Origin of the sequence: Pedococcus cremeus (genome assembly GCF_900111375.1) — a bacterium.
Classification (GTDB): Bacteria; Actinomycetota; Actinomycetes; order Actinomycetales; family Dermatophilaceae; genus Pedococcus_A; species Pedococcus_A cremeus.
The window spans coordinates 1-22,971 of record NZ_FOHB01000003.1 but is presented as its reverse complement, the minus strand read 5'-3'; the positions used below and the strand labels follow the sequence as shown (position 1 = coordinate 22,971).

General features: G+C 72.8%; 20 protein-coding genes. 9 read left to right on the top strand and 11 right to left on the bottom strand.

Annotated features, from left to right (window positions below; all coding sequences use genetic code 11):
• Positions 1-82 precede the first annotated feature (82 nt).
• Genes BMW78_RS06130 through BMW78_RS06100 form a run of 7 tightly spaced genes read right to left on the bottom strand, consistent with a single transcriptional unit; the run spans position 83 to position 4,774 of the window.
• Positions 83-520: a pilus assembly protein TadG-related protein gene (locus tag BMW78_RS06130; protein ID WP_091757499.1), complete on the bottom strand. Its 438-nt coding sequence runs from the start codon at positions 518-520 to the stop codon at positions 83-85.
• A 50-nt stretch (positions 521-570) separates the two neighbouring features.
• Complete coding sequence (locus tag BMW78_RS06125) at positions 571-1,035, bottom strand: TadE/TadG family type IV pilus assembly protein (RefSeq protein ID WP_091757497.1); 465 nt, start codon at positions 1,033-1,035, stop codon at positions 571-573.
• 28 nt (positions 1,036-1,063) lie between these two features.
• Positions 1,064-1,468, bottom strand: coding sequence for a TadE family protein (locus BMW78_RS06120; protein ID WP_091757495.1), 405 nt, complete (start codon positions 1,466-1,468; stop codon positions 1,064-1,066).
• A 5-nt stretch (positions 1,469-1,473) separates the two neighbouring features.
• Positions 1,474-1,671, bottom strand: a complete 198-nt coding sequence (locus BMW78_RS06115) for a hypothetical protein (protein WP_091757493.1) — start codon at positions 1,669-1,671, stop codon at positions 1,474-1,476.
• A gap of 24 nt (positions 1,672-1,695) precedes the next feature.
• Positions 1,696-2,649, bottom strand: coding sequence for a type II secretion system F family protein (locus BMW78_RS06110; protein ID WP_091757491.1), 954 nt, complete (start codon positions 2,647-2,649; stop codon positions 1,696-1,698).
• The gene (locus BMW78_RS06105) at positions 2,646-3,515 is read right to left on the bottom strand and encodes a type II secretion system F family protein (protein WP_245735697.1); all 870 of its coding nucleotides are present in this window, start codon (positions 3,513-3,515) and stop codon (positions 2,646-2,648) included. Before BMW78_RS06105 ends, BMW78_RS06110 begins: the two co-directional genes overlap by 4 nt.
• Positions 3,516-3,526: 11 nt before the next feature.
• A complete protein-coding gene (locus BMW78_RS06100; RefSeq protein WP_177180288.1) occupies positions 3,527-4,774 on the bottom strand; it encodes a TadA family conjugal transfer-associated ATPase in 1,248 nt (415 codons plus the stop codon).
• A 326-nt stretch (positions 4,775-5,100) separates the two neighbouring features.
• On the opposite strand from BMW78_RS06100, the gene BMW78_RS06095 reads away from it, so the two are divergent.
• Together BMW78_RS06095 and BMW78_RS06090 are read left to right on the top strand one after the other, a co-directional pair.
• Positions 5,101-5,976: a hypothetical protein gene (locus tag BMW78_RS06095; protein ID WP_091757487.1), complete on the top strand. Its 876-nt coding sequence runs from the start codon at positions 5,101-5,103 to the stop codon at positions 5,974-5,976.
• 122 nt (positions 5,977-6,098) lie between these two features.
• Entirely contained in the window at positions 6,099-10,637 is a 4,539-nt protein-coding gene (locus tag BMW78_RS06090; protein ID WP_091757485.1) for a type VII secretion EssC family protein, read from the top strand.
• Between the two features lie 66 nt (positions 10,638-10,703).
• Here the strand turns inward: BMW78_RS06090 and BMW78_RS06085 are convergent, their stop codons facing one another.
• The gene (locus BMW78_RS06085; RefSeq protein ID WP_245735696.1) at positions 10,704-11,126 is read right to left on the bottom strand and encodes a hypothetical protein; all 423 of its coding nucleotides are present in this window, start codon (positions 11,124-11,126) and stop codon (positions 10,704-10,706) included.
• 390 nt (positions 11,127-11,516) lie between these two features.
• Between BMW78_RS06085 and BMW78_RS06080 the strand changes: the two genes are divergently transcribed.
• Positions 11,517-11,765 carry a WhiB family transcriptional regulator gene (locus BMW78_RS06080; RefSeq protein ID WP_056882623.1) on the top strand — a complete coding sequence of 83 codons (249 nt, stop codon included), beginning with the start codon at positions 11,517-11,519 and terminating at the stop codon, positions 11,763-11,765.
• A 133-nt stretch (positions 11,766-11,898) separates the two neighbouring features.
• Here the strand turns inward: BMW78_RS06080 and BMW78_RS06075 are convergent, their stop codons facing one another.
• Genes BMW78_RS06075 through BMW78_RS06065 form a run of 3 tightly spaced genes read right to left on the bottom strand, consistent with a single transcriptional unit; the run spans position 11,899 to position 19,079 of the window.
• The gene (locus tag BMW78_RS06075) at positions 11,899-13,386 is read right to left on the bottom strand and encodes a sensor histidine kinase (protein ID WP_091757483.1); all 1,488 of its coding nucleotides are present in this window, start codon (positions 13,384-13,386) and stop codon (positions 11,899-11,901) included.
• Positions 13,387-13,424: 38 nt separating this feature from the next.
• Entirely contained in the window at positions 13,425-14,123 is a 699-nt protein-coding gene (locus BMW78_RS06070; RefSeq protein WP_091757481.1) for an MOSC domain-containing protein, read from the bottom strand.
• Positions 14,124-14,144: 21 nt separating this feature from the next.
• Positions 14,145-19,079 carry an NAD-glutamate dehydrogenase gene (locus BMW78_RS06065; RefSeq protein ID WP_091757479.1) on the bottom strand — a complete coding sequence of 1,645 codons (4,935 nt, stop codon included), beginning with the start codon at positions 19,077-19,079 and terminating at the stop codon, positions 14,145-14,147.
• 203 nt (positions 19,080-19,282) lie between these two features.
• Between BMW78_RS06065 and BMW78_RS20715 the strand changes: the two genes are divergently transcribed.
• The 6 genes from BMW78_RS20715 (at position 19,283) to BMW78_RS06035 (ending at position 22,743) form a co-directional block, all read left to right on the top strand.
• The gene (locus tag BMW78_RS20715) at positions 19,283-19,438 is read left to right on the top strand and encodes a DUF6131 family protein (RefSeq protein WP_091757477.1); all 156 of its coding nucleotides are present in this window, start codon (positions 19,283-19,285) and stop codon (positions 19,436-19,438) included.
• A gap of 101 nt (positions 19,439-19,539) precedes the next feature.
• Positions 19,540-19,851, top strand: a complete 312-nt coding sequence (locus tag BMW78_RS06055) for a hypothetical protein (protein WP_091757475.1) — start codon at positions 19,540-19,542, stop codon at positions 19,849-19,851.
• Between the two features lie 52 nt (positions 19,852-19,903).
• Complete coding sequence (locus tag BMW78_RS06050; protein WP_091757473.1) at positions 19,904-20,425, top strand: hypothetical protein; 522 nt, start codon at positions 19,904-19,906, stop codon at positions 20,423-20,425.
• A 10-nt stretch (positions 20,426-20,435) separates the two neighbouring features.
• Positions 20,436-21,206 (top strand): LamB/YcsF family protein, encoded by a 771-nt coding sequence (locus BMW78_RS06045; protein ID WP_218144263.1) that lies wholly within the window; start codon positions 20,436-20,438, stop codon positions 21,204-21,206.
• Positions 21,203-21,874, top strand: a complete 672-nt coding sequence (locus tag BMW78_RS06040; RefSeq protein WP_091757471.1) for a 5-oxoprolinase subunit B family protein — start codon at positions 21,203-21,205, stop codon at positions 21,872-21,874. The genes BMW78_RS06045 and BMW78_RS06040 overlap by 4 nt, the downstream gene beginning before the upstream one ends.
• On the top strand, positions 21,871-22,743 hold the full coding sequence (locus tag BMW78_RS06035; protein ID WP_342707709.1) for a 5-oxoprolinase subunit C family protein: 873 nt from the start codon (positions 21,871-21,873) through the stop codon (positions 22,741-22,743). The genes BMW78_RS06040 and BMW78_RS06035 overlap by 4 nt, the downstream gene beginning before the upstream one ends.
• Positions 22,744-22,971 lie beyond the last annotated feature (228 nt).

The following is a 22,971-nucleotide window of genomic DNA, read 5'->3' as shown; positions in this document are numbered from 1 at the left end:
GCCCGCGTCGCAGTCTGCGTCTCCCTCCGTGGGGCTTGCAGCCGGTGGTCCTGAAGGTGACGCAGCTCGGCAGCTCACGCAGCTACTGGAGGTCCGAGCGTGCAGTGGACTCGACCGTCAGGGTCACGGAGCCCCCGAGCCCGCGCAGCACCCCGCCCACGAGTGGCAGGTCCGCCTCGCCCACCAGCCGGACGACGGCGCGCTGGCCGTCGGGCGAACCCGTGCCACTGGTGACCCGCCACGCGAGCATGCCGACCGGCAGGGGCCGGTCGGCGAGGTAGGCCTCGGCGGTGGAGCGCACGGTCTCGTCGCTGACCGGGACGGCCTTCCCCAGTCCGCGCTCGTAGGCGCTCGCGTCCAGGGAGTCGGCGGCGTCGAGGGCCGCGCCGTCGGCCGCGTCGAGCAGGCGCATCCGGCTCAGCTGCACCGAGGTGACGGCGACGGTGCCGACGATGAGCATGGCCGCCACGAGGGTGAAGCCGAGCACGAGCAGGGTCACCTGTCCCGACTCACCGCTCACGCGAGTCCGACGCAGGCGCGACCTCAGGGCCGCCGCTGCCCGCCGCGCCGTCATGGCGCGCCTCGGAACCGGTCGACGACGGCGACGTGGGTGGCGGACAGGGGCACCTCGAGCGGCACGACGTCGCGCGCGAAGGACGGCACGAGCGGCAGCGGTACGGTCACGACCGAGGTCACCTCGATGCGCCCCTCGGGCCGCAGGCAGGGCGTGCCGTCGCAGGACAGCGACAGGCGTCCGGTGCCGCCGAAGCCCTGGTCCTCGAACGCGATCGAGGCAGCCGCGTCCGCGCGTCCCTCGGCCTCGGCCTCGGTGCTGGCGGTCGTGTACGCGCGGCCGGCCTCTCGGGCGGCCGCCGACGCGGCATACGCGCCGGCCTGGAGCCGTCCGAGGGTCATCACGAGGTAGATGAGCGGGACCAGCATCAGCACGGCGAGGAAGACGAACTCCACCACCGCGCTGCCATTCTCCGCCGAGCAGGCCCGGCGACGCCGCAACGCTGCCCACCACGTCGTCACGACGCCTCCCCTCCCCTCGCACTCGCCGTCACTGGGCCTCCAGGAAGGCCCGACCCGTCACCCGAAGAGCACCGTCAGGGCCCAACGGGCCGATCACGGGCAGCGGGGCGACGACCTCGACCGCGACCGCCCGCACCCCGCCCGCATCGACGACGTGCGCCGTCACCTGACGGGCGTAGCGCGCGGTGAGGGATGTGGTGATGAGCTCACGGGCGCGAGCCGCGCCGTCGTCGGGGTCGGCGTTCGCGCGTGCCCCCAGCCGGGCCCCCTCGGCCGCGCAGGAGATGAGGGTGTTGCGCACGTGCAGTGCCAGCCCGAGCTGGAACACCGCGACGAAGAGCACGGCCACCAGCGCGGAGACCATGACGAAGTCGGTGACTGCGCTGCCGCGCTCCCCCGCTCCGGCCCGTCGGCCCTGCTGCTGGATGGCCATGCGGCTCAGGGACCGGTGACCGAGTTCATCGCCCGGTTGAACAACGCCGTCAGCTGGTCGTTGGCGACGCCCCACAGGACGCTGACGAGCCCGGCGGTCATGAGCGTGATGAGCACCCAGCCGGGGACGTCACCCCGCTCGCCGGAGGCGGAACGGCGCGCTGCGAGCTGCGCCCGGACCAGGGTTCTGGTGATGGTCTCCATGATTCGTTCCTCTCGGTTGAGTGGTCAGAGGGTGAACTGCAGCAGTGAGAAGCCGGGGAAGACGGCGAAGAGCACGGTGACCGGGAGCACCAGGAAGACGACGGGGACCATCATGAGGATCTCCTTCTTGCCGCCCTCCTCCATGACGGCGCGGCGCCCGGCCTCGCGCACGTCCTGCGCCTGGGCCCGCAGGACCTCCGCGAGCGGGGTGCCCCGCTGCACCGCCACGACCATGCCGTCGACGAAGCGTGCGAGGCTCGGCAGGCCCGTGCGGTCTGCCAGTCCCTGCAGGGCGGTCGGCAGGTTCGCGCCCGCCCGGGCGTCGGCGAGGCACCGCCCCAGCTCGGTGGCGAGCTCACCGCGGGAGAGCCGGCACACCCGCTCCAGGGCACCCACAGCTCCCTCGCCGGCGCCCACGGCGAGCGCGAGCAGCTCTGCCACCGTGGGGAACTCGGCAAGCATGCGCGCCTCGCGCCGGTTGGCTTCGTGTGAGAGCCACTGGTCACGCGCCACGATGCCGATGCCACAGCCGCACAGCGTCAAGGACACCAACGGCACCAGCGACCCGCCGTTGTCGAGCCAGAGAACCGTGCCGAGCGCCGCCCCGGCGACGGTGCCCACCGCACCCCAGACGACCTGCTCGGCGCGGAACTTGTCGACGTCGGGCGCCCGGCCTGCCCGGAGCAGGCGGCGGCGCACCGATGCCGAGCCGCCCAGCATGCGCTCCACCCCGCGCGCGAGGTCGCCCACGACCGGTCGCAGGAGGACGCCGAGCGCACTGGCACCGTCGACCTGGCTGCCTGCCAGCAGCCGTGACGGCTTCGGTGCGTCTCGCAGGTAGGGGTGGAGCCGCTGCTCCAGCCGCGGGCGCCGGTGCACGGGCAGCCCGAGCCACACCAGCGCCAGGCCGATGCCGAGCAGCAGCCCGAGTCCTGCCCCGGGACCGGACAGCCCGTCGACCCCCCACGGCCCACTCATCGCAGCACCCGCTCGTCCTCGGGCAGCCGGCCGATGTGCAGCATCACCCGGTATGCCGCGACGGAGACCGCCGCACCAACGGCCAGGACCGCGGCCCCGGTTGCGGTGCTGTAGGCCTGCACCGACTCGGCCCGGCCCGACATGAACGCCAGCACCACCCAGGGCGCCGCGACGGCGAGACGTGCCGCGTTCACCGTCCAGCCCTGGCGGGTCTCGAGCTCCGCACGGGTGCGGGCGTCCTCGCGCAGGAACGTGGAGAGCGTGCGCAGCAGCCGGCCGAGGTCGCTGCCACCCACCTCGCGGGCGATGCGCAGCGACTCGACGAGCCGGTCGCCCACCGGGTCGCTGAGGCGGTCCTTGAGCCGGTCCAGGCAGTCGTGGAACCGGCCGGTGGCCCGGTAGTCCTCGGCGAAGTCGCGGAACGCGGGGCGCAGCTCCTCCGGGCCGCGCTGACCGAGCTGGGACAAGGCCTCCGGCAGGGCCAGGCCCGCGCGCACGCCGGAGGCGATGTTGTCGACGGCGTCGGGCCAGAGGTCGCGCATCACGGCACGGCGTCGACGGGCACGCATGCGGACCAGCGCGATCGGCGCGTAGCCGGCCATGGCTGCGAAGCAGACGGCGATCGGCACGACGGTGGTGACGGCGAGCACGATGGCGAACACCAGGGTGAGCGCGATGACGCAGGCGACGAGCAGCGTCCGCGGGCGCATGCCGTCGTAGCCGGCCTGGACGAGGTCGTCCTGGAGCCGGTCGGCGAGGCCCGGACGCCGCACGCGCGGGGTCGCATCCGCGTCGGGCACCCAGCAGGACCACCAGATGCAGAACACACCGATGCCCAGGAGCAGGCCGACCATGAGGTGCCGCACGGCTGCTCCTGCTATTCCTGGGCCAGCAGCGCCGAGACGTCGTAGCCGGCGCGCTCGAAGCGGTCGATGTGCGGAGGGAACCCATCTGCCCGGCGCAGGACGCCGTCCCGCTGCACGAAGAGGTCGGCGATCTCGACGACGTCCCCCTCGACCCGGCCCGGCACCGCGGCGATCTCGCGCACCCGGCGCACGCCGTCGTGCTCGAGCGCCGCGTGCGCGACGAGGTCGATCGACCCGGCGACCGTCGGGACCACGAAGCGGCTGCTCACGTTCTCGCCCGCCAGCAGGGGCAGCGTGCACATCTTGGTGACGGCCTCGCGGGCGCTGTTCGCGTGGATCGTGCACATCCCCGGCAGGCCACTGTTGAGGGCGATGAGGAGGTCGAGGCTCTCGGCCTGGCGCACCTCGCCGACGATGATGCGTGAGGGCCGCATCCGCAGCGCCTCCTTGACCAGCCTGCGCAGCGGGACCTCGCCGGTGCCCTCGAGGCTCGGCTGCCGGCACTGCATGGACGCCACGTCGCGGAGCGGGATCTTGAGCTCGAAGACCTCTTCGCAGGTGACGACCCGCTCGCGCGCCGGGATCGCCGCGCTCAGGCAGTTCAGGAGGGTGGTCTTGCCCGCCTGGGTCCCGCCGGCCACCAGGATGTTGAGCCCACTGACCACCGCCGCTTCGAGGAAGCGGGCAGCCTGGCGCGTCAGGGTGCCGAGTGCGACGAGGTCGTCGAGGTGGTCGGCCTTGACGACGAACTTGCGGATGTTGACGTGCCAGTGCGCCCGGGTGATGTCCGGGATGACCACGTGCAGCCGCGAGCCGTCCGGCAGCACGGCGTCGACGAACGGCGACGACAGGTCGACGCGACGACCCGAGGTCTTGAGCATGCGCTCGACGAGGTCGCGCACGTCGTCGTCGGTCAGGATCGTGTTGGTCAGCTCCGCGACACCGCCGCGGGCGACGAAGACGCGCGAGGGCTCGTTGATCCAGATCTCCTCGATGGCCGGGTCGTCGAAGTACGGCTGCAGCGGCCCGAAGCCCGCCACCGCGTCGAACACCGACTTCACGGCCGTCTCGAGGCTGGGCAGCGTCGGCAACCCGCCGTGGAGCGAGCGCTCGTCGTCGTCGGCCACCGCCTCGCGCACCAGCCGGTCGATCTCCCGGGTGTCGCGCGCCGGGTCCAGCCCGGTGCGACGGATCAGCTCGCGCACCTCTGCCTCGACGTGGCTCACCGCTTCCACGAAACCCTCCCCCTGCCGGCTCATCCGGACGTCTCCTGCCGCGCCGGGCCATCGTGGTGACCTGGCGCTTCCCGGCATCGTAGGGCGAATCGTCCGGGCTGTGCCGTTTGTCCACAAGGCGACTCGGGTTTCCGAGATGCCGGTTGGAGCAGGTATCGTCCCGCGTGCGGTCGACCCCGCACAGGCCCGCGGCAGGTACCGCCGCGACGGGCCGGGCCCGATCTCGAGACGGGCCGCCATCACCAGCCCCCGCTGGACGCGTGACCTTCCCCCACCGCGCTGACGCGTGCCCGCAGGTCCGCGCGCCCTGTGCTGCCCCCTGCAGCACGCACGACCAGAAAAGCCGTTGCATGCGCCCTCCCCGCCCCGTCCGTCCCCTGCTCGCCGCCGCCGCGGCCATCGTGGTCTCCGCGACCGCCCTGGCCGGCCACGCCGCCACCACCGGCCCCGTCTCGGGCCACGACACCCTCGGTGGCCTCGCAGCCGGCCGCACCACGGCGGCGGCGGACCGACAGGAGTCCGCCCTCGCCCGCGAAGCCCGCGAAGCCCGCGAGGCCGCCGCCCGCCGTGCAGCCGCCGACGCAGCGCGGGCCCGCGCCGTGCAGGCCAAGGCCGCAGCCCGGGCAGCCGAGCGAAAGGCCGTCCAGCAGGCAGCGGCACGCAAGGCGGCGGCATACCAGGCAGCCCGAAGGGCCGCCCAGGCGAAGGCCAAGGCACGGGCCGTCGCCCGTGCCCAGGCAGCCGCGGCGGCGAAGGCGCGGGCCGCCCGCTCGGCCTCTCGCGCCGCCGCCACCGCAGCACCGGCCCGCACGAGCTGGCCGGCGCTGAACCGGGCGATCGCGGCGATCCCCGGGTACCGCGACGGCATCGCCCGCTGGCACGTCACCTCGCGGTTCGGCCACTACGGCATCACCGACGCCAACCAGCCCGGTGCGGCGAACATCTACATCTCCCCCACCGTGCCGGCCGGCAAGCTCTACTCGGTCGCCGCCCACGAGTACGGTCACGCCGTGGTCATCGCCAACTACGGCACCGGCTACGGGCCCTACACGCGGTACAGCAGCGACATGGTGCGCTGGTTCGGCGGCACGACGGTCACCGGGCTGGAGCGGGCGGCCGACTGCATCGCGCTGCGGCTCGGCGCGACCTGGACCAACTACACCGGCTGTGGCGACCCGCACTGGCAGGAGGGCGCCCGCATCCTCCTGCGGGGAGGCACGCTCTGACCCGCAGCTGACCTGCGGCTGACCTGGCACCGGCCGAGGCCGACCCCGACCGCCCTTCGCGTCCAGGGAGGCTGTGGACAAGCGCGCGGGCCGATCGTCGGAACTGCCTACCGTCGGGTGCCATGCACCTGCAGATGACGGTGGTGTGGGAACGCGGCGGCCGCCCGCCGGCCGAGGTGGTGGTCGACGCACCACCCTCCTCAACGGTCGCCGACCTCGTCGGCGCCCTGCGCGGACTGCTCGGACCTGACGTGCCGGCCGGCTCGCTCGGCACCGACTGGTCGCTGGTGGCCCACGGCTCGCCGCTCACGCCCTCCATGCGGGTGGGCGAGGGCGAGCTGGTCGACGGTGCCGTCCTGACCATCGCGCCGGTGCGCGAGCGCCCGGCGCCGACGGACCCCAGCAGGACGGACCGCAGGCCCGGCGGTCTCACCCTCGCGGTGGTGTCCGGGCCCGACGCGGGGCGAGAGCTCCCCCTCCGCCCCGGCACGCTCCGGCTCGGGCGCGGCACCTCGGCAGACCTCCCCCTGGCCGACCCCGACCTCTCGCGCTCCCACGCCGCCATCACGGTGACCGACGACGGGGTCCGGGTGCGCGATGCCGGGTCCACCAACGGAACCCGGGTCGCCGACCGGCCGGTCGCCGACAACGGCACCCCGCTGCAGGCCGGCGACACGGTGCGGGTGGGCTCGAGCCGGCTGCAGGTGCGCAGCTCCGGGCGCCGGCCGGCAGCAGCCCAGCCCGCACGCGACGGGGTCCGGCTCGTGAACCGCAGCCCACGCATCGCCCAGCCGGTCCAGCCGCGCACCTTCACGCTTCCGCCCCAGCCCCAACGGCCCCAGCGCGGCCGCCTCCCGTGGGTGGCCATGCTCGCGCCGATACCGGTCGGTGTGGTCCTCGCGCTGGTCTTCAGTCCCGTGCTGGCCGTCTTCACGCTCATGACGCCGCTGCTCATGGGCGCCACCGCCCTGTCCGACCGGGTCAACGGCAAGCGCTCGTATGCCGCGCAGCTCGCCGAGCACGACGCGGCGGTGTGCCGCGTGCGTGCCTGTGCCGCAACGGCGCTCGCGGAGGAGCGGCGCGTCCGGCAGGTGAGCTGTCCCGACCCCGCCGAGGTGCTGGCCATCGCCGCCAGGCTGTCCACACGGTTGTGGGAGCGGCGGCGCACCGACCCCGACGTGCTCGACCTGCGCCTCGGCACCTGGAGCGCCCGGTCGCAGGTCCGGGTCGCCGACGCGACTCCGCACGTCGACCCCGAGGTCCTGGAGTCCCCGGACTACCCCTGCACGGTCGCCGTCGCCACCACCGGCGTGCTCGGCGTCGCCGCGCCCACCCGGACCGCCGAGGCGGTCGGGCGTGGCCTCGTCGGCCAGGTGGCCGCCCTCCACTCGCCACGCGACGTGCAGCTGTGGGTGCTGGTCGCCCGGCGAGCAGACGGCCCGGCGTGGGAGTGGGTCACCCGCCTGCCCCACAACCGCACCTCGGAGGGACGTCGGTTCGGCTGCCTCGAGGCCGACGCGGAGGCCACGGCGAACGTGGTGCAGACGTTGCTGACCGAGGTGGAGCGGCGCCGGCGCGGAGCAGGTGCCGGTGCGGGTGTCGCTGCGGGTTCGGGTTCGGGTGCGGGTGCGGGTGCCACAAGACCTTGGCGCGGCCCGCGCTCCGTCCTCGTGCTCGTCGGCGCCGGCGAGCTGCGCGAAATCCCCGGCGTCGCAGCCCTGCTCGCCGACGGGCCCTCGGTGGGGCTCGGCGTCATCGCGATCGACGACGACCCCGGGCGCCTGCCCAACGAGAGCCGCGCCGTGGTCGAGGCGGTGGTGGAGGGACCGAGGACCTCGTGGCGGTTGACGGCCGCGGACGACGTCGGAGGACACTCCCTGGTCGTCGACCAGGTCGGGTCGTGGTGGGCCGACCGGCTCTCGCGAGCGCTGGCGCCTTTGCGCGACTCCACCCCCGACGAGGAGAGCGCGCTGCCGGACGCCGTGTCGCTGCTCGACCTGCTGCCCTGCGACGCCCGGGACGCCACGTCGGTGGCCCAGCGGTGGACGGTCCGGCCCGCCTCGACCGAGGTGCCCATCGGCGTCACCACCGGCGGCCCGTGCACCATCGACCTGCGGCGCGACGGCCCGCACGTGCTGGTCGGGGGCACGACCGGGTCGGGCAAGTCCGAGCTGCTCCGCACCCTCGTCACCGGGCTCGCTGCCGTCAACCGACCGGACCGGCTCGCCTTCGTGCTCGTCGACTACAAGGGCGGCGCGGCCTTCCGCGAGTGCGCCCGTCTGCCGCACACCGTGGGCATGGTCACGGACCTCGACGCACACCTGGCGACTCGTGCCCTCACCTCGCTCACAGCAGAGCTCAAGCGTCGTGAGGCGCTCTTCGCGTCGGTCGGCGCCCGCGACCTCGAGGAGTGGGACCAGCGTCGGGGCCGCGGCACCCCACCGGTCCCGAGGCTGGTCATCGTGATCGACGAGTTCCGCGTGCTCGCCGAGGAGTACCCCGACTTCCTCGCCGGCCTGGTGCGCATCGCCGCGGTCGGGCGCTCCCTCGGCGTGCACCTGGTGCTCGCCACCCAACGACCCGCTGGAGTGGTCTCCGCCGACATCAAGGCCAACGTCCACCTGCGGATCGCGCTGCGCGTGCGCGACCGGGCCGACTCCGACGACGTCATCGACGACCCCGCTGCGGCCGGCATCAGCGAGCGGACCCCCGGCCGGGCCCTCGCCCGCACCGGCAGTGAGCCACCAGTGTCGTTCCAGGCGGCCACGGTTGCCGGCGCCGCACGACCGCTGCCGCTCACGGTCGCCGCCGCTGCCTGGACCGAGCGCCCCGTGCCGTCGGGAGCCGCTCCGGCGCCGCGGGCCGACGAGCAGCCCCAGGCACCCGCCATGTCAGCGTCACCCCGGTCAGCTTCACCCGAGCCAGATTCGGCCCAGTCGGCAGGCGATCTGGCCGATGTCGTCGCCAGCCTCCGTGCCGCCACGGCAATGGTCTCGGCCGAGCCGGTCCCCTCCCCGTGGCTGGCGCCGCTGCCGGAGCACCTGCCCGCGGAGGAGGTCAGGCATGCGGCAGACCCCTCCAGCCCTGTCGTCGCACTCGGCTTGGTGGACCTGCCGTCGCAGCAGGAGCAGCGACCATTGGTGTGGGACTTCACCCGTCCCGGTCACTGGGCCGCCATCGGCACCAGCGGCAGTGGCCGCACCGGCTTCCTGCGGCTGCTCGCCACCGAGGCCGCGCGCCTCCTCGGCCCGCACCGGCTGCACCTGTATGCCGTCGACGGCGGCCGGGGTGGGCTGCGTGACCTCAGCTCGCTGCCGCACACGGGTGCCGTGGTCCCGCGGGACGACCGTGGCCGGCTCGAGCGCCTGGTCCGACGGCTCGAGCGGGAGGTGGCTCGCAGGCGGGCCGACGCAGTGGCGGCGCATCCCCTCATGCTGCTGCTCGTCGACGACTGGGACCTCGTGGCGCATGACCTCGACGCGGTCGACCACGGCCTGCTCACCGAGCGCATCGTCGCGCTGCTGCGCGACGGGAGCGGGGTCGGCCTGCGGACCGCCGTCACCGGCGAGCGTGCCTTGATGCACGGCCGGCTCGCCTCCCTCTTCACCGAACGGCTCGTGCTGCGACTCGCCGATCCGACGGAGGCGGTCCTGCTGGGGCTGGCTCGCTCCGCAATGCCGGTCGAGCAGCCGCCGGGGCGGGCGGTCCTCTGCCCGGACGGAACTGAGGTGCAGCTGGCCGCCCCATCGGTCGGTCCCATCCACGGACTGGAGGCCGTGGCGGCATCGGGTCCCGCCGGGGTGCCAGCGATGTGGCACGACGGACTGGGGTCGGAGCCCAGGCCCGGGTCGCGGCCCCTGCGGGTGGAGCCGCTGCCGGAACGAGTGCCCCGGACCGACGTGATCCACAGCCACACCCAGGGCCACGATCCCGGCCACGATCCCGACCACACTGCCGGCCACACAGTTGAACAAACGGCGTCGACGCCGTCGCGCCGACCAGCCGTGCCAGTGGGAGTCGGCGGTGACGAGCTCGACGTCGTCGGGCTGGACCCGCACCGGGACGGCCCACTCTGGCTCGTGGCCGGGTCGTCCCGCAGCGGCAAGTCGACCGCCCTGTGCACCCTCGGCGAGGGCCTGGCACATCTCGGTCACCCGCTGGCGGTCGTCAGCACGCGCCGCGGCCCGCTGGACCGCCTGCGGGACCACCCCGCGGTGTCCGTCTGGGCGGGAGTCGACGACACCGACGCGCTGGTTGCCGCACGACGGACCAACCCCGACCTCGCCGTGCTCGTCGACGACGCCGACCAGCTGCTCGACACCCCCGTCGAGCCGGTGCTGCGTGAGCTGGCACGGGCGGCCCGGCAGGGCCACGGACTGGTCGTGTGCTCGGCGAGCACCGGCACCCTGCTCACGCAGTACCGCGGCGTGGCGGTCGAGGTCGCCCGGAGCCAGGTGGGCCTGCTGCTCGGCGCTCGGGGTACCAATGACGGTGAGCTGTTCGGGTTGGCCGCCGGTCGAGGGCACGCCAGTGCCGACAGGGACCGCGTGCCAGGTCGTGGGCTCCTCGTGACCGCCGCCGGTCCGGTCGACGTCCAGGTGGCGGTCGCCGACGCGGAGGTCCGCCGCCGCGAGGACAGCCGGTTCGCTCAACCGGTATGAGGCCGGGCCGACGTGCGATCAGGCCGGCGCGAGCTCAGGCCGGCGCGAGCTCAGGCCTGCGTGAGCTCAGGCCGGCGTGGAGCCCGAACGGTCCGAGCTGCCGGCAGCCACGGCGGAACCGATGCCGATGAGGGCTACGAGGGCGACGGCCAGCGCGATCAGGATCCGCTCGCTCTGGACCAGGCCCCAAGCCACCGGGAGCAGCAGGGCGTTCCACACGATCGTGGGCGTCCTCGGCCAGTCGGCGCCCACGACCCAGTACCGGCCCAGGGCGAGCAGGCCGACCGCGAAGACCGCCACCAGCAGCACCTCCATCACCACGCGTGACGGGTTGTCCGACCCGGACGACGAGAGCTCGACGAGGGACCACACGCAGAACCCGAGGAGGAACAGTCCCTGCAGGGCACACACCGCAGCGGCCACCAGTCGGGGACGGCGGTCCACGCTGTGGGACGACGGGCGGTCGGACGGGCGGGGGGCGTCGGTCACGGCAGTCAGGCTAGTCGAGCGCGACGAGCCGTCCCCGCCGCAGATTCGGCGGCCCCGATGGCCGACTGTGACCAATCCCTCAGGTCGTCGAGACTTTTCCTGCAAGAAACCTCTGGGAAAAACCGGTGTGATCTGTGACAGTGGAACACAAAGACGCCGCTTTCCGTTGGCAGAGACGTGTGTCTTCCTCGAGAATGTCCGCACCCCCCGCGTTTCATCCTCCCCACACCGTGTGCTGCTTCGCTAGCATGGCCGATCGGCTGTGCGGCCCGTAGCGGTGCATGACTGCACGACGCACTTCCCCCTGCACGACGCAATGACGCGCCTTGCCAGCCGACCACCCCTGCGGCACCCCTGCGACACCCCGCAATGACAAGGAGCACGATCTTCATGGACTGGCGCGACCGCGCTGCCTGCCTCGACGAGGACCCTGAGCTGTTCTTCCCCATCGGTAACACCGGGCCTGCCATCCTCCAGATCGAGGAAGCCAAGGCTGTCTGCCGACGCTGCGAGGTGGTCGACACCTGCCTGAAGTGGGCCATCGAGTCCGGTCAGGACGCCGGCGTCTGGGGCGGCATGTCCGAGGACGAGCGCCGAGCACTCAAGCGCCGCAACGCCCGCGCCCGTCGCGCCGGCTGACCTCACCTCCACACGCCGCGCTGGGGACCTTCCCCGCGCGGCGCTTCTGTGCCCGCCCAGCGTGCACGGTCCCAGCGTGCCCGCCCCAGCGTGCACGGTCCCAGCGGCGTCGGTCCCACGTGCCCGGCCCCGCTCAGACAGAGGCGTCGCGGCTCAGCGGGCGCAGCCGTGCGATGAACCGCACGCGGGTCCCCCGCGGCTCGGCGGGCTCCCAGGTGATCCGCCCGCGCAGGTCCTGCACGAGCGACTGCACGATCTGCGTCCCGAGCCCGGAGCGGCCCGGCGCGAAGTCCTCCGGAAGGCCGGCCCCGTCGTCCGTGATGGTCACCTCGAGGGTCTGGTTGGCGTCCTCGCCCATGCGCTTGGCGGCCACCTCGACGGTGCCGCCGCGCTCGGCGAGGGCGTGCTCGGCGGCGTTCTGGATGAGCTCGGAGAGGATCATCGCGAGCGCCGTGGCGTCCTCGGCGCGCAGCATGCCGAACTCGCCGACGATGTGCGCGTGGATGGGCTGCTCGGCGCGGGCGACCTCGACGACGGCCTTGAGCCCCTTGCTGGCGATCTCGTCGAAGTTCACCCGCTCGTCGAAACCCTGGCTGAGCGTGTCGTGCACCAGGGCGATGACGCCCACCCGACGGACCGCCTCCTCCAGCGCCATGCGCCCTTCCCCCTCCGGGAGGCGCCGGGCCTGCAGGCGCAGCAGGGCGGCCACGGTCTGCAGGTTGTTCTTCACCCGGTGGTGGATCTCGCGGATGGTCGCGTCCTTGGTGATGAGCTCCCGCTCGCGCCTGCGCAGCTCTGACACGTCGCGCAGCAGCAGCAGCGCACCGGTGCGCTGGCCGCCCTCGGTGAGCGGGATCGCGCGCATCGAGACGCTGGCACCTCGCGCCGTGACCTCCGTGCGCCAGGGGGCGCGCCCGGTGACGACCAGGGCGAGCGACTCGTCGACCGGCGACTCCTCCCGCAGCTGGTCGGCCACCACCTTGGCGAGGAGCTCGCCGATCACGTCGCCGACGTGGCCGAGCCGGTGGATCGCCGACAGCGCGTTCGGGCTGGCGTAGGTCACCACGCCGCCCACGTCGAGGCGGATGACACCGTCACCGACGCGGGGCGCGCCGCGCCGCAGCCCGGTGGGCGCCGACGCGTGCGGGAACTCGCCGGCCGCGATCATCCGTGCGAGGGCGTCGGCGATGGCCTGGTAGGTGAGCTCGAGCCGGCTCGGGGTCCGCATGGCGGCGAGGTTGGTATGCCGCGTCAGCACGGCCAGTGCCCGGCCCCCCTTCACGACGGGGATGGCCTCCTCCCGGACGGGCATGTCGTCGCGGAAGGTCGGCTCCTTGGCGCGCACGATGCGCTGCCCGGCGTAGGCCTGGTCGAGCAGTGCGTGGCGGCCCCGGTGGCTGCGGCGACCGACGACGTCCTCGAAGAAGACCATCTGCCCGGTGGTCGGCCGCACGTGCGCCACGGCGAGCCAGCCCTCGACCCCGCCGGGAACCCACAGCACGAGGTCGGCGAACGACAGGTCGGAGAGCAGCTGCCAGTCGCCGACGAGCAGGTGCAGCCACTCCACCTCCGCCGGGGCGAGGTCGGTGGCCTGGGAGAGCGACTCGTTGAGGGTCGGCACGACAGGCAGCCTAACCACGGCCGCGCGGGCCTCGGCCGTCAGCCCGTCAGCTGGTCGCCCTCGGCGATCGCACCGGACTCCACGACGTCGGCGTAGACGCCGGCGCACAGGTCGCGCTCGGCGCCGACCACCTTGAGCAGCCCCCCGAGCGCAGGCAGGCCCACCTGCTCGAGGTCGACCATCCGGCAGCGCTCGATGCGCTCCACCACCCGCAGCACCACCTGGCCGGCGCGCACCTCGCGGTCGACCCAGCCCTCCTCCTCGAAGGGCTCGGCCGTCTCCACGACGAGGTTGGCCCGCAGGTGCCGCGGGTCGACGGGCTCGTCGAGCCCACACATCGTGCCGAGCTCGCGCAGGGTGGCCGTGCCGACGAGGCTCACCTGTCCGGCGTCCTGGTGGGCGATGTCGGCCTCCGGTGCGAGCTCGACCTCCTCGCCGAAGTGGTCCGACAGCGCGAGGTCCGCCGGGCCCTCGCCGGCGACGACCTGGCGACCGTCCGGCAGGAGCACCTCGACGTGGTCGTCGACCGTGCGCGCGGAGAGGGTGAACACCTCGTCCATGCGCCGGAACCGGTTGGTGCGCTTGCCGCTCGCGAGCCGGCCCTCCTCGTCGTAGACCGCCCACTCGCGGTCGCCGACGAGGCCACGGTCGTCGACCTCGACCGAGGTGAGGCGCTCCCCCGCCATCGACTTCACGGGGAAGCGCCACAGCTCGACGAGCCGACCCAGCGTCACCACGGCCGCGTCACCACGGCAGCGTCAGGACGCCGCGGCACCGGCGCGGATCACGGAGCGCAGGGTGCGCAGCGCCACCGACAACGCGGCGATGTTCGGCCGCTCCAGCCGCTCGATGCCGGCCAGCGCGGTGCGGGCCCGGGTCAGCGACTCGGCGTTCGCCTTCGCCCACTGCTCGTACCGTTCCGCCGGCTCCTTCTCGGCGTCGCTCGCCTCGATGACGGAGCGCACCAGTGACTCCAGCACGGCATACAGGTCGTCGCGCAGCGCACCGCGCGCGAGCGCGTCCCACCGGTCGTCACGCGGCAGGTTGGTGACCCGCCCGAGCATGAGGTCGATGCTGAACTTCTCCGACACGGTGAAGTAGAGCGCCGCGACGCTGTCCGGCTGCTCGCCGGTGTCGGAGCAGATGTCGACGAGGTCGAGCAGCGAGAACTGGTCGAGCAGGCTGGCCGAGCGGCGAGCGAGCTCCTCCGGGACCCCGAGGTGCTCGTAGGCGAGGGCGTTGCGCTCCATGCGCTTCACCTCAGCGCCCTTGAGCATGGCGGGGATCTGCGGTGCGAAGTCGCGCACGACGTCCTGGTAGCGGGCCACCTCGCTGGCGACGTCGAGGCGCGACGGCCGCGACGTGAGGAACCACCGGATCGAGCGGTCGATGAGCCGGCGGAACTCGAGGTAGAGCTGGGTCTGGACGTCGGTGCCCACCTGGTTGTCGAGCGCCTGGACCTCGGCGACGAAGCCGGGCAGGTCGAAGATCTCGCGCGCCACGACGAAGGCCCGCGCGATCTGCTCGGGGTTGGCGCCTGTCTCTTCCATGGCCCGGAAGGCGAACGTGATGCCACCGCGGTTGACCATCGAGTTCACCACCGCGTTGGTGATGATCTCGCGGCGCAGCGGGTGCTGGTTGATCTGCTCGGGGAACTGCTCGCGGATCGGCCGCGGGAAGTAGCCGGCCAGCGTCGCCTGGAACCACGGGTCGTCGGGCAGCTCGGAGCTGAGCAGGTCCTCCTTGAGGGCCAGCTTCGAGTAGGCCACGAGGACCGAGAACTCCGGCGACTTCAGGCCCAGGCCCTCGCTGGCGCGCCGGTCGAGCTCGGCGTCCGACGGCAGGAACTCGAGCTCGCGGTCGAGGTCGCCGCGCTCCTCCAGCCAGTGGATGAGGCGCTGGTGCACCGGCAGCATGCCGTGCTCCTGGGCCCGGGCGTTGCCGAGCAGGACGTTCTGCTCGTAGTTGTCGCGCAGCACCGAGGCAGCGACGTCGTCGGTCATCGACGCGAGCAGCGTGTTGCGCTGCTTGAGCGTCATGTCGCCGTCGCGGGTCAGCCCGGTGAGCAGGATCTTGATGTTCACCTCATGGTCGGAGGTGTCGACGCCCGCCGAGTTGTCGATCGCGTCGGTGTTGATCCGCACGCCGTGCAGCGACGCCTCGATGCGTCCGAGCTGCGAGAAGCCGAGGTTGCCGCCCTCACCGACGACCTTGCAGCGCAGCTGGTGGCCGTTGACCCGGATCGCGTCGTTGGCGCGGTCGCCGATGGCCGAGTTCTCCTCGGTGGAGGCCTTGACGTAGGTGCCGATGCCGCCGTTCCACAGCAGGTCGACCGGCGCCTGCAGGATGGCCTTCATCAGCTCGGCCGGCGTCATGTGCTCGGTGCCCTGCGGCAGGCCGAGCGCCTCCACCATCTCCGGGGTGACCGTCACCGACTTCAGCGAACGGTCGAAGACGCCGCCGCCCTTGCTGATGAGCGACTCGTCGTAGTCGGCCCACGACGAGCGCGGCAGCTCGAACAGCCGCTTGCGCTCCGGGTAGGACCGCGCCGCGTCGGGGTCGGGGTCGATGAAGATGTGCCGGTGGTCGAACGCAGCCACGAGGCGGATGTGCTCCGAGAGCAGCATGCCGTTGCCGAAGACGTCACCGCTCATGTCGCCGATGCCGACGGCGGTGAAGTCCTGCGTCTGGGTGTCGACGCCCATCTCACGGAAGTGCCGCTTGACCGACTCCCAGGCGCCGCGGGCGGTGATGCCCATCGCCTTGTGGTCGTAGCCGGCGCTGCCGCCCGAGGCGAACGCGTCGTCGAGCCAGAAGCCGTAGGACTGGGCCACGCCGTTGGCGATGTCGGAGAAGGTCGCCGTGCCCTTGTCGGCCGCCACCACGAGGTAGGGGTCGTCGGAGTCGTGGCGCACCACGTCCTTCGGCGGCACGACCTCGCTGCCGACGCGGTTGTCGGTGATGTCGAGCAGGCCCGAGATGAACAGCTTGTACGAGGCGATGCCCTCGGCCAGCCAGGCGTCACGGTCCACGGTCGGGTCGGGCAGCTGCTTGGCGTAGAAGCCACCCTTGGAGCCGGTCGGCACGATGACGGCGTTCTTGACCATCTGCGCCTTGACCAGGCCGAGGACCTCGGTGCGGAAGTCCTCGCGCCGGTCGCTCCAGCGCAGGCCGCCACGCGCCACGGGGCCGAACCGCAGGTGCACGCCCTCGACGCGGGGGCTGTAGACCCAGATCTCGAACGCCGGCCGCGGCGCCGGCAGGTCGGGCACGGCCTTGGGGTTGAGCTTGAGGCTGACGTACGACTTGGCGCCGCCGTCCGCCGAAGGACCGCCGTCCGCGGAAGGACCACCGACGGCCGCAGGACCGCTGTCCTGGAAGTAGTTGGTGCGCAGCGTCGCCCGGATGACGCCCAGGAACGCCCGGATGATCCGGTCCTGGTCCAGCGACTTCACGGCGTCGAGCGCCTTCTCGATGCGGTCGGCGACCGCCTCCTCCGCCGCGGTGCGGTCGGGACCGGCCGCACCGGCATACCGGCTGGGGTCGAAGCGCTCCTCGAACAGCTCGACGAGCATCGCCGCGATCGGCAGGTTCTGGACGAGCGCGTTCTCGAGGTAGTCCTGGCTGAACGTGGACTGGGTCTGGCGCAGGTATTTGGCGACGGTGCGGATGATGACGACCTGGCGCCAGGTCAGGCCGGCGCCGAGGACCAGGGCGTTGAACCCGTCGGACTCGGCGTGGCCGTTCCACACGGCGCCGACGGCGTCCTGGAACAGCTCGCGGGTGCGGTCGCGCGCCTCGCCAGTCCAGACCTTCTCGTTGCGCACCCGCAGGCCGAAGTCGTAGATGTGCACGGTGACGCCGTCGCCGCGGTCGATCTCGTACGGCCGCTCGTCGACGACCTCGACGCCGAGGTGGGTGAACATCGGCAGCACCTGCGTCAGCGACAGCGGGCCGCGACGGTAGAGCTTGAACCGGCGCTCGTGGCTGGGGCCCCCAGGCTCCTGGTACATGTTGAGCCCGGTTGTCTCGTCGGTGTCGAGGGCCTCCATGTGGCGGATGTCGGCCACCCCGACGCGGGGGGTGAAGTCCTCCTTGTAGGCCTCCGGGAAGGCCTTGCCGTACAGGCTTGACAGCCGCGCGGCGGACTCCTCGCCGACCTCGGTGCGGGCGGCCTCGGCGAGGTCCTCGTCCCAGGTGCGGGTGGCGTCGATCAGCTGCTTCTCGAGCACGTCGACGTCGACCTCGGGGATGCGCTGGCCCTGGGGCACGCGCACCACGAAGTGCAGCCTGGCCAGCGCCGACTCCGACACGCGCGTCGTGTAGTCGACGCTCGCGCCCGAGAAGGCCTTGCGCAGGATGGTCTCCATGCGCAGCCGCACCGCCGTGTTGTAGCGGTCGCGCGGGATGTAGACGAGGCATGACATGAACCGGCCGAACTCGTCCTTGCGCAGGAACAGCTTGGTCTTGCGACGCTCCTGCAGGTGCAGCACCGCCGTGGTGTTGTCGTGCAGCTCCTCCTCGTCGGCCTGGAACAGCTCGTCGCGCGGGTAGGTCTCGAGCACCTCGAGCAGGTCCTTGCCCGAGTGGGAGTCGGTGGCGAAGCCGGTGCGCTCGAAGATCGCGTTGATCTTGTCCTGCAGCACCGGGATCCGGGTCACCGACTCGGTGTATGCCGTGGACGTGAACAGACCCAGGAAGCGCTTCTCGCCGGTGACCTCGCCCTGCTCGTCGAACGTCTTGATGCCGACGTAGTCGAGGTAGGTCGAACGGTGCACGGTCGCACGGCTGTTGGCCTTGGTGACGATGAGCAGCTTCGGCTCGCGGGCCACCGCGCTCGCCTGCTCGCTCAGTCGCACGCCCTCGGGGCTGCTGTCGTAGCGCAGCAGCCCGAGCCCGGACCCCTGCACGGCGGTCAGCACGTCGGTGCCGTTCTCGCGGCCGAGCCGGTACTCGCGGTAGCCGAGGAAGGTGAAGTGGTTGTCGGAGAGCCAGTCGAGCAGGCGCCGGGTCTGATCGACCTCGTCGGTGGGGATGCCGGCCGGCGGGGCCGTCTTCAGGGCCTCGGCGATCTCGCTGCACTTGGCGCGCATCTTGGGCCAGTCCTCGACGGCCTCGCGCACGTCGGAGAGGACCCGGCGCAGGTTGGCGGCGATGTCGGCGCGGTCCTCGGGGTCGCTCTCGCGGTCGACCTCGACGTGCATCCAGGACTCGCGGACCACACCGAAGCCACCATTGGTGTCGGCGTCGACGCCGGAGTCGCGAGTGCCACGGCCGATGACCTCCTCGAGGTCACCGGCAGCGTTGCGGCGCACCACCATCAGCGGGTGCACGATGAGGTGCACGGTGCGGCCCATGCGGCTCAGCTCCGACGTGACGGAGTCGACCAGGAAGGGCATGTCGTCGGTGACGACCTGCACGACGGTGTGCGCGCTCGCCCACCCCTGCTCCTCGACCTCGGGGTTGAACACCTCGACGTTCACCGTGCCGACGGGCCGGGTCCGCGCCAGCTCCATGTGGTGGGTGGCCGCGCCGAGGAGGTCCTCCGGGGCACGGGCGAGCAGGTCCTCGGTCGCCACGTGGCGGTAGTAGCCCTGCAGGAACGTCTCGAGCCCTTCACCCCCCGCATGGGCGCCCAGTTCGGCTGCTGCGTGCAACAACTGCTCTCGAGACTGCTCCAACGATGCAGACATGCTTGTGGTCGTGATCCTCCGGTCGTCGGGTGGGCCGCACGCCGTTGTGCGCCCGGGACGAGCCTAGCGCTCAACCAGACGGGCGCAGGTCCTCCGTCGGAAGCACCAGAACTCGCCGCGCGGATTCCGGCAGGTCACACTAGGTTTCAGGGAAAGTTGGTGCCACAGTGGCACCACGTTCCTTACGGACAAAGGAGTAGCACGTGATTGTCCTCGGCATCATCCTCGTCCTCATCGGGTGGCTGGCCAGCATCTCGATCCTCACGACGATCGGGATCATCCTCATCGTGGTCGGCCTGATCCTCGCCATCCTCGGCGCGACCGGTCGCGCCGTCGGCGGCCGCAAGTACTGGTACTGACGACGCGGGGCAGCGCCCCGCGTCCGAGACAACGGCCCTCGCCGCCCACCTCGTGTGGGTAACGGCGGGGGCCGTTTCCCATGCGTCACTACAGTGTCGGTATGCCGTCGTCGTCCGTGGGCCCCGAACGGCTCCTTGCGCTCGGTGCCGCGCTCGAGGCACTGCGGGCCGTCGCGCGCGAGGGCGCCGAGGAAGTGCTCGGCCACGTCCCCGAGGTCGGCGACCGGCTCACCCAGAACGCGCTCGACGGCTTCCTCGACCAGCTCGCCGACACGCTGCGGGCCCTCGACACCGAGAGCACCGAGCTCGCGGGACGGCTGCGCATCGCCGCCTCGTCGCTGCCCGCCACCCCTGCCCGCGAGACCGCGACGGACGACGCCTCGGCTCCGCCACGCAAGGGGCTCTTCCGATGAGTACAGCGGTGCCAGTGGGCATGGCGGTCCCAGTCAGGGTGGCGGCGTTCCGATGAGCGCGGCGGTGCACGGCGACCCGGCCAGCTGCTCGCAGGTCGGTGGTTCGCTGCGCAGGCTCGCGTCCCAGCTGCGCGCTGCGGGCTCCCAGGTGCAGGCCGCACAGGCCGAACTCGCGGACGAGTGGTCCGGGCGGGTGGCGCGCACCGTCGGGCGGGGCTCCGCGACGGTTGTCGAGGCCACGACTGCCGCTGCGGCGGAGCTCGACCGCGCCGGGGCCATGCTCCAGGACCACGCGACCGACCTCGCCGAGTCGCTGCAGGAGGTCCGCGCCCTCGAGGAACGGGCGCAGGTGGCGGGCCTGTCGATCCAGGACGGGCGCGTCGTCCTGCGGTGGGGGGTCAGCGGGGTCGCCGACGAGGACGCGCTCGCGGCACGCGAGGCGCGCCGCACGGGGCTGCAGTCCGAGCTCGACCGCGTGGTGCTGCAGCTGGGCCGGCGCCGGGCCCGCCTGACCGCTGCGCTCGAGGCGGCAACCGCCCTCTTGGCCGACCACTCGAGCCTCCTGCGCGGGTAGCCTCGGTGCTGTGACGAGCCGGCCGCGCATCGACCTCAACTCCGACCTCGGCGAGTCCTTCGGCCGGTGGGAGCTCGGTGACGACGAGGCGGTGCTGGGCCTGGTCACCAGCGCCAACATCGCGTGCGGGTTCCACGCCGGCGACCCGGCGGGGCTGCTGCGCACCTGCGAGCAGGCGGCGGCCCGAGGCGTCGTCGTCGGTGCCCAGGTGGCCTACCGCGACCTCGCCGGGTTCGGGCGGCGGTTCATGGATGTCGAGCCCGCCGAGCTGACCGCCGAGGTGGTCTACCAGATCGGGGCGCTGCAGGGCATGTGCGCAGCGGCGGGCACGGTCGTGCGCTACGTCAAGCCGCACGGCGCCCTCTACAACGCGGTGGTGCACCACGAGTCGCAGGCGGCTGCCGTCGTCGAGGCCGTGCGGCGCTACGACCCGACCCTCGCCCTCCTCGGGCTGCCCGGGTCGGTGCTGCTCGAGCTCGCCGCCGACGCCGGGCTGCGCACCGTCACCGAGGCGTTCGCCGACCGTGGGTACACCCCCGAGGGCACGCTCGTCGCTCGCAGCCAGCCGGGCGCCCTGCTGCACGACCCGCAGGAGGTCGCCGAGCGCATCGTCAGGCTCGTCACCGAGGGCAAGGTCACCGCGGTCGACGGCACCGACATCGAGATGGCCGCCGACTCGGTGTGCGTGCACGGCGACACGCCCGGGGCCGTCGCGATCGCCACCGCGGTGCGGGAGGCACTGGCCTCGGCCGGCGTCGAGCTCGCCCCGTTCATCCCATGACGGCTCGGGCCGTCCTGCTCCCCTACGGTGACACCGCGCTGATCGTCGAGCTGGCCGACCTCGGCCAGGTGCTTGCCCTGCACGAGGCCGTGACCGAGCGACGCCAGGGCGGGGGTGTCCTCGGCCTCCTCGACGTGGTGCCCGCTGCCCGGACGCTGCTGCTCGTCGCCGACACCCCCGCGGATCTCCCTCGCCTTCGAGACCATGTGGGAGCCCTCCTGCGAGCATGGCAGCCCCCGGAGCCCGGGGCTCCTATCCCCTCAGACGGCCCTACGGTGCGAATACCCGTGCGCTACAACGGTCCTGACCTCGCGGACGTTGCTGGGCTGACGGGTCTCTCGCCGGCAGAGGTGGTCGAGGCGCACACCGGGCAGCCGTGGACCGTGGGGTTCGGCGGCTTCGCCCCGGGGTTCTCCTACCTGGTCGGCGGCGACCCTCGGCTGGAGGTCCCGCGCCGCGCGGAGCCACGCACCCGGGTGCCTGCGGGCGCCGTGGGACTGGCCGGGCCGTTCAGCGGAATCTATCCCCGGTCCTCCCCCGGCGGCTGGCAGGTGATCGGCGAGACCGACGTGGTGCTGTGGGACGTCGACCGCGACCCGCCGGCACTGCTCCAGCCGGGGGCAAGCGTGCAGTTCGTCGACGCGACCACGAGTGGTGGCGTGCCGTGAACCTGCACGCCGAGCTGGAGGTGCTCGAGACCGGTCCGCTCGCGCTGCTGGAGGACCTGGGACGACCCGGCCTGGCGGCTCAGGGGGTCGGGCGCTCCGGTGCCGCAGACCGGGGCTCCTTCCTGCTCGGCGCACGCCTGCTCGGGCAGGGACCGGCGCACGCCGCGGTCGAGGCGACGTACGGGGGCCTGTCGGTGCGGGCGCGCGGCAGTGTGACGGTGGTGCTCACGGGCGCCCCCGGCCCGGCGACGGTTGATGACCGCCCTGCCCCGCACGCCGCACCGTTCCTGCTCCGCGGCGGCCAGGTCCTGCGGATCGGCCAGCCCACCACGGGACTGCGGACGTACCTGTCCGTGCGAGGCGGCTTCGCCGTCGCACCGGTGCTCGGGTCCCGGTCGACCGACACCCTCTCCGGCATCGGTCCAGCACCCCTCAAGCCGGGAGACGTGCTGCCGGTAGAGCCACCAGTTGGCGAGCCGACCGTCGACGTCGCTCCGGTCGCGGACCCCACCGAAGGCGTGGTCGTCCTCCGGGCCCTGCTCGGGCACCGCGACCACTGGCTGGCCGACCCACCCGCACTGGAGCGGCAGACGTGGACGGTCTCGTTGCACAGCGACCGCGTGGGTCTGCGCCTCGACGGCGACCCCTTGGAGCGCCACCCGGACCGCACCGGTGCGGAGCTGCCCAGCGAAGGCTTGGTGAGAGGGGCCGTGCAGGTGCCGCCGGGTGGACAGCCTGTGCTGTTCCTCGCCGACCACCCGGTGACCGGCGGCTACCCGGTGGTGGCCGTGGTGCTCGAGGCCGACGTGGACCGTGCGGCGCAGGCTGTGCCGGGGCAGCAAGTCCGGTTCCGCCTCCAGCGGCGCTAGAACGAGCGGTCGCGCGGGACCCCGGACGCGCTGCAGGCCCCGCCGGTGAGCGGGGTGTGGGGCGGGGCCGTCAGAGGTGCCAGGTGACGTGGGTGTCGGTGATGGTGCAGGTCAGGTCGCGGTCGTGGACCAAGGTGTGGTGCCGGCCGCAGAGCAGGGCGGTGTTGGCCAGCGACGTGTGGCCGCCCTGCCACCAGGGGGTGCCGTGGTGGGCGTCGCACCACTGCG